Genomic DNA, 11,665 nt, shown 5'->3' on the forward strand with positions numbered 1-11,665 from the left:
TTCGCGACCAACCCCAATCAACTGTAGGAGCCAGCTTGCTGGCGATGGCGGTGGGTCAGCCGACATGGATGTTGAATGTGAGGGCCTCATCGCCGGCAAGCCAGCTCCTACAAGGGGTTGGGTATGAAGTCGGTGGTTGTTGTGGGGGCCGGGCCGGCCGGGATTCGTGCGGCGCAGACGTTGGTGGCGCATGGTGTGCGCCCGGTTTTGCTGGACGAAGCCGCGCGCGGTGGCGGGCAGATTTATCGGCGTCAGCCGGCGAATTTCAAGCGCTCGGCGGTCAAGCTGTATGGCTTTGAAGCGCGCAAGGCGAAGGCGTTGCATCAGACGATTGATGAGTTGCGCGAGCAGCTCGATTACCGTCCTGAAACCCTGGTGTGGAACGCCGAGGCCGGCGCGCTCGACACCTTGCACGAGCAACGCGCCGCACGCTTGGAGTTCTCTCGGGTGATTGTCGCCACGGGCGCCACCGACCGGATTTTGCCGGTGCCGGGCTGGACGCTACCGGGCGTCTACAGCCTCGGCGCTGCGCAGATCGCCCTGAAATTCCAGGGCTGCGCCATCGGTGAGCGCGTAGTGTTCGCCGGCAGCGGACCGTTGCTGTATCTGGTGGCGTATCAATACGCCAAGGCCGGCGCGAACGTGGTCGCGGTGCTCGACAGCTCGCCGTTCAGCGCCCAGGCCCGCGCCCTGCCCGATCTGTTGGCGCAACCGGCCACATTGGCCAAAGGCATTTATTACCGCAGCTGGCTGACCGCTCACGGCATCCCGGTGCATCAGGGTGCAACCTTGAAACGCATCGATGGCGAACACCGCGTGCAGTCGCTGCGTTGGGCCAACTCAAACGGTGAACATCAACTGGACTGCGACGCCGTGGCATTCGCCCATGGCCTGCGCAGTGAAACCCAACTCGCCGACTTGCTCGGCTGCGCATTCGCCTGGAACCCGCTCAACCGCGCCTGGCTGCCGCAGCGTGACAGCGCCGGTCGCAGCAGTGTCGCCGAGGTTTATCTGGCCGGCGACGGCGCCGGCATCATGGGCGCCGACGCGGCGGAAATGGCCGGCGAACGTGCCGCCCTCGCCTTGCTCGAAGACATGGGTCACGGGGTTGCGCCCAAGCGTGGCGTGCAACTGGAGCAGGCACTTGAACGAATCGATAGCTTTCGCCAAGGCCTGGAACGCGCTTTCGTGTTTCCACAAAACTGGGCGGCCGACACGCCTGACGACGTGATGGTCTGCCGCTGCGAAGAAGTGCGCGCCGGTGACATCCGCGACGTCGTGCGCGAGGGCCATTGGGAAATCAACCGGGTCAAGGCTCATTGCCGGGTCGGCATGGGCCGTTGTCAGGGGCGCATGTGTGGTGCTGCCGCCGCAGAAATCATTGCCTGCGCCAGTCAGCGAAACGTCTCTGACATCGGCCGCCTGCGGGCGCAGGCACCGATCAAACCGTTGCCGTTTGGTCTGGAGGTCGAGCCATGATCGAGGTCGATGCAGTGATCATTGGCGGCGGCATTGTCGGTGCCTCTGCCGCGCTCTTCCTGAGCAAGGCAGGCCGTCGCGTGGCGCTGCTGGAGCGCGATTTTTGCGGTTCGCACTCCAGCGGCGTGAACTACGGCGGCGTGCGGCGTCAGGGCCGACCGTTGTCGCAACTGCCGCTGTCGCAACAGGCTCACGAAATCTGGGGGCAGTTGCCGCAGTTGATCGGCATTGACGGTGAATACCAGCGCAGCGGTCACTTGAAACTGGCGCGCAGCCTCAACGACCTGCGCGCATTGCAGGACTATGCCGCCAGCAGTCAGGGTTTCGGCCTCGATTTGCAGGTGCTTGATCGCGGTGAATTACGCACGCGTTTTCCGTGGGTCGGCGACGTCGCGGTCGGCGCTTCGTTTTGCCCGGATGACGGCCACGCCAACCCACGACTGGTTTCACCCGCATTTGCCCGGGCAGCACAGCGCCACGGCGCGCAAGTCCACGAACAATGCGCGGTGAGCGCCGTGGAGCATGACGGTCAGCGCTTTTGCGTCAGCACGCAAAACGGCCTGCAACTGCAAGCGCCCTGGCTGCTGAACTGCGCTGGCGCATGGGCCGGCAGCCTTGCCGCGCAGTTCGACGAAGCGGTGCCGATGCACGCCGGGCACCCGGCGATGTTGGTCACCGAACCCTTGCCATGGGTGATGGATGCCAGCACCGGCGTCGAGGGCGGCGGTATTTATGCGCGTCAGGTCGCGCGCGGCAATTGCGTGTTGGGCGGCGGACAGGGGTTTGCCCTCGACGGCGCGCGCGCCCGCCCCGGTCAACACGCGGTGATCGAAATCCTGCGCCAAGCCGTAGAGCTTTACCCATTTCTTGAAGGCGCCCAGGCGATTCGTACCTGGAGCGGCACCGAAGGTTACTTGCCCGATCGCCAACCGGTGATCGGTCACAGTGGCACTCAACCCGGTCTGTTGCACGCGTTCGGCTTTGCCGGCGCAGGTTTCCAGATCGGTCCAGCGGTGGGCCAGGCGCTCACCGAGATCATCTGCAGCGGCGCCTCAACCACGTCGCTGGATGCGTTTTCCATCACCCGGTTTCACTCCATCTCCGTTGCTTGATAGAGGAAGGTCGCGCCAATGAATAACGTCAAACGCACTGCACTGCTCGGACTTTCGTGCCTGAGCGCCCTGCTCACGGTCACCCAGGCCCAGGCCGAACCGACGCTTTACCTCGGCATGAACGGCGGGACCATGGAACGGCTCTACGCCGACAAGGTGCTGCCGGTTTTCGAGAAGGCCAACAACGTCAAAGTGGTGATCGTGCCCGGCACGTCCGCCGATATTCTGGCCAAGGTCCAGGCCAGCAAAGGCAACCCGCAAATGCACGTGATGTTCCTCGACGACGGCATCATGTACCGCGCCATCGCCATGGGCCTGTGCGACAAACTCGAAGACAGCCCGACCCTGGCGCAGATTCCGGCCAAGGGCCGTATCAAGGACCAGGCCGTGGCGGTCAGCCTCGGTGTCACGGGACTGGCGTACAACACGCGGTTGTTCAAGGAAAAAGGCTGGGCGACGCCGACCTCGTGGATGGACATGGCCGACCCGCGCTTCAAGGACAAACTGGTGTTCCAGTCGATGGCTTCTTCGACCTTTGGCCTGCACGGTTTCCTGATGTTCAACCGGATTCAGGGTGGCAGCGAAACCGACGTCGAGCCGGGCTTCAAGGCATGGCCGAACACCGTCGGGCGCAACGTGCTGGAATACATTCCGAGCTCGGCGAAGATTTCCGAAATGCTCCAGACCGACGAAGCGGCGCTGTTCCCGCTGACGCCGACCCAGGTCACCGCGCTGAAACTCAAAGGCATGCCGGTCGAATATGCGCAACCGAAGGAAGGCGCAGTGGTGCTCAACGTTGCCGAATGCGCCATCGCCAACAACACCCAACCGGAACTGGCGCAGAAACTCGCCGCGTTTCTGCTGACCCCCGAGGCGCAAGCCGCTGCACTTGAAGATGGCGATCAGATCCCGTCCAACCCGAACACCCCGACCACGGACAAAACCCGTGGCCAGGTCGAAGCGATGAAGCAGTATCTGACAACGGCGATTGCCATCGACTGGGACCAGGTCAACGAACAGCGCCCGGCGTGGAATGCGCGGTGGAATCGTAGTATCGAGCGGTAGTTCACTGATCGTTCAAACGCAACAAAACCCTGTAGGAGCGAGCTTGCTCCGGGCGGCGTTCCGACGATGGTGTGTCAGTCGACATCAATGTGACTGATACACCATCGCGAGCAAGCTCGCTCCTACAAAGGTCAAAACCCCACATCCAGAATCACACTGTCCTGATACGTGCCCGCCGGTGGTGTGGTCTGGTCGGTGTAGATTTTCGCGTTGTAATTGAAGATCTGGCTCCCGGAGCCCAAACCGTTACCGGGATTGACCTCGGCATCGGTGCTGGCCCGGCGAGCACTGCCGACACTGCCCCAGCGGGTGGTGCCGGCGCTTTTGAAGATGTCATATGCCAGGTAATTACCGCCGAAAGCCATCCGTCGTCGCCCGCCAACACTGGCTGCCTGCAGACCGTCGCCCAAGCCTACGGTGTAAGCGCTGCCCTTGGTGCAGGCGAGGCTGATTGTCTGGCCGGTAACCGGCGCAAAGGCACTGACGACCGGCGCGCTGCCGAAACTGATGTTCGGCGCGGTGATGGTGCAGTCATTGGCGACCGTCAGGGTGACGGTCATGCTGGTGGTGCCGCTGCTGATATCGCGCCCCAGGCAAACACTGCCGGCGCCAATGCCGGAGCAATAATTCCAGCTCCAGGCAATGCTCAGGGTCTCGGTATAGATACCCGCCGCCACGTTACTGCCCGTGATTGTCCCCAGATAAATCGGTGCGGTTTTCGGCACCACGCTGCCCAGTAGCCCCAGCGCATCAATGATCCCGTTGCGCGCGAAGTCGAAGGGCGTGCCACGTTCGATCGGGTAACTGGTGGTGTTGTTGGCATACAGCGTGTAACCGATGACGTCTCCGGTCGGCCCGAGCAGTCCGGTTTGAGTCGAGGTAATCGTGGCGTAGAAATGGTCATTGTTGGTCAGCAACGAGACCAATGAGCCGGTGCAACTCAAACCGGCGTTGAGGCTTGAACTGTTCTGCACGGCGGTACGCACCGCAATCGAGCTCACCGAACCGAATGCCACCGCAGTGGCAGGGACCACCACCGAACACAACGCCCATGCCGAGCCTGGCAACCAGACCGCCAGCAGCACCAGCCATTTCACGGCACTCATTGGCACACCAACGGCCCGATCAGCGGAATCTGATCCTGATTCATGTCCACCGCGAACTGGACGCGGCAGGTTTTCCCGTCGGCCAGCGTCACCTGCAATGTGTTCTGCGCCTGAAGATTTTCCAGGTACACCAGACCGTCCCATCCGACCACTGTTTGCGTGCCGCTTTGCTCATGCACGACACCGCTGCCCAGGGGCAGCTCTCGCTGCTGCGCATCCACCAGGACGATGCTCGCGGCGATCACCCGGCTCAATGGAAACGTCAGCAAATAACCGCTGCCACGGCGCACGGCAATCCGCTGTTCGACGTTCGGGCTGCGCACGTTGGCCGGCAGGTTCAGTGGATCGATCTCGTACTTGCCGCGGTAATAGGCGCTGCTCCACGGCACCAGCAGGTGGCCATTGCGATCAGTCTGGCCGACCTGCTGGTTTTCGTAACGCACCGGAATGTCGGCGTAACCATCGGTGCTGACCACCACAAAGGCATCGTCGATGCGGTTGGCGGCAAACACCTGGCGGTCCATCCACACCAGCGATCCGCTGGCATCGGCCCAACGGGTTTCGGCGTCGCTGTTGCCGTACACACCGGCCTGCAATTGCACCGACTGCAGGCGCCAGGTCAGGTCGGCCTGACGATAGGCCGGGCCGTCGCCGTGGGCATAACCGAGGTTGAACCCCACCCCGCCTTCAGTCGGCACGGCGCGACTGTAATTGACCCGCTGCTGGCTCTGCCCGGTCTTGCTGCGTTCACTGCTGAGTGCCAGGCTGCCGCGCAAGTCGAACGGGATCACCAGTTGCGCCTGCACCGCCCAGTTGCTGTCGCCGATTTCGCGGTTGGCCGACAGGTAGAAACTGCTGTTGTGCCATAGCGGTTTGCTCCAGGTCAGGTTGAGCAAACGGGTGCGTGAATCATCCGCCGCGCGCACGTCGAAATACCCGACGCCGAGGCTGCCCCAGGCATTGAGATTCAGGCTAAGGGTCGCCTGTTCGCTGCGTTTGCTGAGGGTGGTGAAAGGACTGTCGACCACGGTCAGATCGGCGTATTGGTCGCGACGTTGCAGGCGTTGATAAGAGAAGCTGTAGCGCTGGCTGCTGTATTGATAACCCAGGCTCAGTTGTTGACCGCTGTCGCCATCGAACCGGCTTTGGCTGAGTGCGGTATTGAGTACCCCGAAATTGCCCAGGCGCAGGTTGCCGCCGACACCGCCGAGGGTCAGTGAGTCCGACGCTTCGGCGTGGCTTTCCAGGGTGAAATTGTCGCTCAGGCCGTAGCGCAGACTGCCCGATGAAACACCCGGACCGTAACCAAAATCGCTGATGCCGTAATCGCGGCGCAAGGTACCGGCCGCCACGGAAAAGTCGCTCAGGCCCTTTTGCAGCAAACTGCTGGTGACGTAAAACGGCACGGTGGTCGAGACCTGCCGACCGAGGGCATCGGTGGTGACCACCACGGCTTCGCCGGCGCCGTTGATGAACGGAATATTGGTCAGCGTGTAGGGGCCGGGTTGCAGGTCGGCGCTGCTGGATTTGTAGCCGTTGATGAACAGGTCGACCGAGGATGGCACCGCCGCTTCCCCGGCAAACTGCGGCAACGGATAAGTCACCAGGTCCGGGCGCACGCCGAAATCCCGCGACAACTGCACCCCGCCCAAGCGCACCGAACTGCTCCAGGGCAATGCGCCGCTGACCAGGTCACCGGCCTCGTAGGTCAGCAATCGCTCGTCATCGGAGTAGCGCCAGGTGGTGTCGTAACGCAGGTAGCCATTGTTCAGCGTACTGACCGAATCGCCGGACAACGTGCGCCGGTATTGCCCGGTGTTGGACAGCGTGCCCCAGCTGTCGAACAGTCGCACTTCGTTCCAGGCCGCGAGGTAAGTGCCAGCATCATCGGTGTCGTTTAGGTACAGGTCGTAGTTGAACAAGGCACCGAAACTGCTCAGGGCCGGAGTGCGCGGGTAGGCGTCACGATTGCCGACGAATTGCTCCGGCAGCCAGCTGGGCGGTACGTCGAGCAGCAGGCGCTGACCGGCGCTGTCGTACTCGCTGTGCAGGCCCGACAGGCTGTCGAGGTCGACTTCGGCGCCGAGGGTGTCCGGCAGTTTCATACCGGTGTCACGCAACGCGTTGGCCGACAGGAAAAGCCGCCCGTTGCGTTGCTCCACCGCCACGACGTGTCCGGTATTCATTTGATTGACCACCAACTCCAGAAACAACTGCGCATCAGCCACGGCCTCCATGCTGCCGGGTGGCGGCGGCAAATCACCGGCCAGGGACGGGTGAGCGAACGCCAGGCAACCCACACAGCTCATGGCGCAGATCAACGGACGCTGGAAACTGCGGGCCCGATGCGGGCTCATTACCGCTTTACGTCCGTCGATGGACCCTGCCTCCCTTTCCCGTCAGTTGCAGATCAGCGCGCGGGCGTAATGCTTTGTACCTGCGGCGAACCATTCACCCGCACCTGCAACGTCGGGTCTTGCGCCATCGGACCGGGCGCCGGCCAGCGCATGATCGCGCCCGGCAGCACATAACCGAGCAGGCCTTCCACCAGAGGTTTTGTCTGGCCTCCCTGCTTCAGCGCCACGTCCGTCAACCGCGCATGCACCGCCCCCTGATTGCGCACTTCCACATAAGGGCGACCGTCCACCGCCACCGTGCGCCAGCTCAAATCCGGCAGCCCCGCGCCTTTGGGATCACGCTTGCGACTGGTGTCTTCCTTGCTCCACAACCCCGCGCCGTAAGCAAACAGCGGCACCGAATAACGCATCTGGAACCGAATGGCCGCCGCCGTCTTGCCGCTTTCGCCGGCGGGCGCAGTGGCCGAAGGGATTTCATCGATGATGATGCGATAAGCCAGTTCCTGCCCCGGTGGGATCTCCCGGGTACGGGTCAGGCGCACCAGTTGTTTCTGGCCCGGTTCGATTTTCGCCACCGGCGGGCTGCCAATCACGTCGCGCTGGTTCTGGTATTGGTCGTTGAAACCGCTTTGGCTCCAGGCGAACACCCGGATCTGCAAATTCGCAGTCTCGTTGCCACGGTTTTCCAGCCACAAGGCACTGGCCTGCTGATCGGCCTCCAGCACGGGATCGATCGGCCAGATCAGCACCGAACTGGCCGCCTGCACCTTGACCGCCCCCAACAGCAGCATCGCCAACACTGCCTGACGCACAACAGAATGCCGCCGCGCGGGTAAATCCATTTGCCTACTCCTTGTGCCTGTCAGGCCCGATCAAAAACGCCGCGTTACCACGACAGCTGCACTTGCAGCACATCGCTGTAAGTCCCCCCAGGCTGATTGCCCGGTAACTGCACCTGACCGTAAATCGGCAGGCGGATGTTGTTTGCGTCCGTATATGCCACCGCGACGCTCTGGCCGATCCCCAGGCTTTGGCTGTAAGCCGCGTCGCGAAACAGCTGGTACGAAACGCGGTTGCTGCCGGTGGTCAGCTGCAGGTGTCGCCCGCTGCTGTTGTACTGGCCGCCATCGACGGTCATGTTCATGGTCACGCCCGGTGTGCATTGCAGCTGTACATCCCCCGTCAGCGCCACTTGCACCGTGCCGGTGGCCAGCGCCGATTGGCTGCCGTAATTCAGGCTGCCGTAGTTCGACACCCCGCCGACCACCAGACAACCCGCAGTGACCGTGGCGCTGACCAGGAAACTCTGGCTGGTCACCGCTGCCAGCGGCAACGGCACACCGGCCGCGCACAACAGCGCCATCGCCACCCATCCATGGCGGTTCATCGCCCTAGAACGTCAGTTCGACGGAAATCGTGTCGCTGTACGTACCGGCCGGCAGCCCGACCTTGCCCTTCGCCTGACCGTAGATGTTCACGGTCTGCGCCACGCCGGTGCTGGGGTCAAGGTTGATCACCCCGTCAATGGCTAAAAGCTGCGAGTGCCCGGAATCGGTGTACAAGTCGTACGGCACGTAGTTGGCGACACCGTCGTACAGCGCGCGAGAACCGCCCGCCGACAGTCCGTCGTGGGCACCGGCACGCACCTTGACCGTTGGCGTGGTGCCGCTGGAGCAGAGGATCGACAGCGCCACGCCACCGCCCATGACTTGTGCATCTTTCGTGGTGAACAGGCTGTTGTCGGTGCCGAAGTTCAAGGCACCAAAGTTCAGCCCGCTGGAGCCACCCGCACCATTTACCTGACAGCTGCTGATCAGAATCAGGCTGGCAGAGATCTGGCCGGTGACCGTGGTGGCCGCCTGCGCGCCGGACACCAGCGTCAGGCCAAGCAGTGACAAAACTATCCTTGATACGAGCATGCGCATGGTGTCCGTCCTCTACGGGTTTACCAATCGAGCGTCACGGTCAGGGTGTCGGTATAGACCCCGGCCGGTATCGCGCGGGTATTCGCCACTACCGAGCCAAACACCGGAATCGGTATCTGGGCCCCGCTGGTAACGGCGAAGTTGTGTTGTTGGCCGATGCTGTAGCTCTGGCTTCCGGATGCATCGAGGAACAATTGATAAGGCAGGGTCTGGCTGCCGTTGCTCAGGCGCCGGGTGGTGCCGTCACCATGGGTGCCGCCATCGATGGTGACGGTGAAGCCGGTGACCGAAGGGGTGCAGGCGACGTTCAATCTGCCGCGACCGTCAGCACCGAGGCGGGCTTTGATCGGGTTGGTCCAGGTCGGGCCTTGCTGGCCGAAATCCAGCGTGCCGAAATCACTGACCGGGCTGCCGCCATTGGTCACTTCACAACCGGCGATGATGGTCAGTCGCGCATGGATCTGCCCGCTGATCGCCGCTTGCGCGCCCCCCGTCAGCAATACCCCTGCACCCACGGCCATCAATATCCAGAGTTTGCTTGTCATAACGCCAATCCCAATTCCATCAGGACTCCAGAACCCAGGCGCACAACGAGGAGCGCCCCCTTCCCTGCGCCAGCCGAATCCATTGGCGGCAGTTACACAGTTGCCGCTACCAGGTGACGGTCACTTTCAACAGGTCGGAATAGCGACTGACCCGGGGAATTTCCGCCAGCGGTTCGATGCGTGCATACAGCGGTAAATCGACTGAACCGGTATCCGGCACACGGCCGCTCACCGGGACGTCCACCGCCAGCGGGATCAACCGCGCAGGGTCCTGATAGAGCCGATAGGGAATGGGTTTGCTGCCGGCGGAACCGGCCATGTAACGCGTGTCACCGACGCCACCGTGCAGGCCGCCGTCGACCCGGAGTTGATAAGGAGTGTCGGGATTGCATTCGAGTCGGGGCAGGCGCTCGTTCACCAGCGCCGCCGCCAAAGGCCCGGCGGGATCGTCCAGGCGCGCGGTATTGCCGAAGTCCAGCACCCCCAGTTGCTCGACGCCCGCGCTGCGTTGCTGGCCGACCAACTGACAGCCGCGCAGCACGTCGACACGCACTTGCACCTGAAGTTCTGCGGCCGATACTTGCGCACTGAGCATCACGCCCAAGACTGCCCATGCATTGATTCCATTCACGGCCGATTCCTTGTGGGGGGGCTTCTAAAAAATCAGATTAGCAACGCCCCGAAGATTTTCCAGTGGCCCGAAAAAATTGGATCCACCGAAGGAATGAACTTTTATGTCGAATTGCTGGCAAAACCCCACAACCCCTACGCCCAATAAGCTGTACACACCGCACAATTCCGTCCAACTACACCCCACGCCCGTCGACACAACTGGAAGCAAATTTCCCCATTTGGTTACACTAGGCCGCCGCAGCTCGGGGAGCCTGCCTGACGATTACGGGGTGACACAGTGGCCGTTCGACCGCCCAACCGTTCGCGATTCACACCACGCTGGCCCGCGCTGCGCCGTCTCTTCGGCAAGGCATCGACCACCTCCGCCGCTCATTCAGCGATGGGGCGCGTGGTCCACGACTATTTCCGGCACAAGGCCCACGCACAGGGTTACACCCTCAGCCACAGCCAGCAGCGCGTGGTCGACTGCATGGCGCAGCACGCTGCGGCACTGCTCGGCACTTCGGCGAAAACGCTGCCGGGCCTGTATCTGTACGGCGCCGTGGGGCGTGGCAAGAGCTGGTTGCTCGACGGCTTTTTCCAGGCGCTGCCGATCGCGGAAAAACAGCGACTGCACTTCCACGAGTTTTTCGCTCGACTGCACCAAGGCATGTTCAGTCATCGCGATCACCCGGATGCGCTGGCGACGACACTCGACGACTTGCTGAACGATTGCCGGGTGCTGTGTTTCGACGAGTTTCACGTCCACGACATTGGCGACGCGATGCTCATCGCGCGGCTGTTCAAGGCTCTGTTTCGCCGAGGCATTCTGCTGCTGGTGACCTCCAACTACCCGCCTGAGGGCTTGCTGCCAAACCCGCTCTACCACGCGCGCTTCAAACCGGTGATCGACCTGATCAATGCGCGCATGCAAGTCATGGAAGTCGGCGGCCCGCACGACTATCGCAGTCAGGCGAGAACCCACGCCCAGCAGTTGTTTACCCAGGGTCACTACGTCTGGCCGGCTACGCTGGCGCAACGTCAGGCACTGAACCTGCCCGAGCCCGATGCACCGTCCATTCCTTTGCCCGTCGGCAACCGGCATCTTCCAGCCCGTTATTGCGCAGGACGCACCATCGGTTTCACCTTCGGCGATCTGTGCGACCACCCCACGGCGGTCATGGATTACCTGGAGCTGTGCCGACGTTTCGACCACTGGATCATCGATAAACTGCCCAACCTCGCCGACTGCTCGATTGCCGCGCAGCAGCGTTTCATCAATCTGGTGGACGTTTTGTACGACCAGGACAAGCACCTGATCCTGCTCGGCCACCGTTCGTTGCGCGAAAGCCTGGGCGGCGATGCCATTGACCTGGCGCGCACGCGCAGCCGGTTGGGGCAATTGGTGGAGGTCAGGGAGACGGTCTGAACACAGGATTGGGCGCGGAGCACCCACCCTTTTCG

11 protein-coding genes are annotated in these 11,665 nt (G+C 62.5%); 4 read left to right on the top strand and 7 right to left on the bottom strand.

Annotated elements, in window-relative coordinates:
* Positions 1-123: 123 nt before the first annotated feature.
* The 3 genes from PMI32_RS14320 to PMI32_RS14310 are packed head-to-tail and all read left to right on the top strand — an operon-like array spanning position 124 to position 3,656.
* The gene (locus PMI32_RS14320) at positions 124-1,479 is read left to right on the top strand and encodes an FAD/NAD(P)-dependent oxidoreductase (RefSeq protein WP_008029596.1); all 1,356 of its coding nucleotides are present in this window, start codon (positions 124-126) and stop codon (positions 1,477-1,479) included.
* Positions 1,476-2,591, top strand: a complete 1,116-nt coding sequence (locus PMI32_RS14315; RefSeq protein WP_008029598.1) for an NAD(P)/FAD-dependent oxidoreductase — start codon at positions 1,476-1,478, stop codon at positions 2,589-2,591. The genes PMI32_RS14320 and PMI32_RS14315 overlap by 4 nt, the downstream gene beginning before the upstream one ends.
* Positions 2,592-2,609: 18 nt before the next feature.
* The gene (locus tag PMI32_RS14310) at positions 2,610-3,656 is read left to right on the top strand and encodes an ABC transporter substrate-binding protein (protein ID WP_008029601.1); all 1,047 of its coding nucleotides are present in this window, start codon (positions 2,610-2,612) and stop codon (positions 3,654-3,656) included.
* Positions 3,657-3,787: 131 nt separating this feature from the next.
* Here PMI32_RS14310 and PMI32_RS14305 read toward each other — a convergent pair whose 3' ends face one another.
* From PMI32_RS14305 to PMI32_RS14275, 7 genes are all read right to left on the bottom strand, one after another.
* The gene (locus PMI32_RS14305) at positions 3,788-4,762 is read right to left on the bottom strand and encodes a Csu type fimbrial protein (protein ID WP_008029602.1); all 975 of its coding nucleotides are present in this window, start codon (positions 4,760-4,762) and stop codon (positions 3,788-3,790) included.
* Positions 4,759-7,119, bottom strand: a complete 2,361-nt coding sequence (locus PMI32_RS14300; protein WP_008029604.1) for a fimbria/pilus outer membrane usher protein — start codon at positions 7,117-7,119, stop codon at positions 4,759-4,761. Before PMI32_RS14300 ends, PMI32_RS14305 begins: the two co-directional genes overlap by 4 nt.
* Before the next feature lie 53 nt (positions 7,120-7,172).
* Positions 7,173-7,961, bottom strand: a complete 789-nt coding sequence (locus tag PMI32_RS14295) for a fimbrial biogenesis chaperone (protein WP_008029605.1) — start codon at positions 7,959-7,961, stop codon at positions 7,173-7,175.
* Between the two features lie 44 nt (positions 7,962-8,005).
* Positions 8,006-8,506 (bottom strand): Csu type fimbrial protein, encoded by a 501-nt coding sequence (locus tag PMI32_RS14290; RefSeq protein WP_032828770.1) that lies wholly within the window; start codon positions 8,504-8,506, stop codon positions 8,006-8,008.
* A gap of 4 nt (positions 8,507-8,510) precedes the next feature.
* On the bottom strand, positions 8,511-9,044 hold the full coding sequence (locus PMI32_RS14285) for a Csu type fimbrial protein (RefSeq protein ID WP_008029608.1): 534 nt from the start codon (positions 9,042-9,044) through the stop codon (positions 8,511-8,513).
* A gap of 20 nt (positions 9,045-9,064) precedes the next feature.
* Positions 9,065-9,589, bottom strand: a complete 525-nt coding sequence (locus tag PMI32_RS14280; protein ID WP_008029609.1) for a Csu type fimbrial protein — start codon at positions 9,587-9,589, stop codon at positions 9,065-9,067.
* A 106-nt stretch (positions 9,590-9,695) separates the two neighbouring features.
* On the bottom strand, positions 9,696-10,184 hold the full coding sequence (locus tag PMI32_RS14275; protein WP_177318885.1) for a Csu type fimbrial protein: 489 nt from the start codon (positions 10,182-10,184) through the stop codon (positions 9,696-9,698).
* A 315-nt stretch (positions 10,185-10,499) separates the two neighbouring features.
* Between PMI32_RS14275 and zapE the strand changes: the two genes are divergently transcribed.
* On the top strand, positions 10,500-11,630 hold the full coding sequence (gene zapE, locus PMI32_RS14270; RefSeq protein ID WP_032828771.1) for a cell division protein ZapE: 1,131 nt from the start codon (positions 10,500-10,502) through the stop codon (positions 11,628-11,630).
* The last annotated feature ends 35 nt before the right edge of the window (positions 11,631-11,665 follow it).

This window comes from Pseudomonas sp. GM60 (assembly GCF_000282415.1).
GTDB classification, from domain to species: domain Bacteria; phylum Pseudomonadota; class Gammaproteobacteria; order Pseudomonadales; family Pseudomonadaceae; genus Aquipseudomonas; species Aquipseudomonas migulae.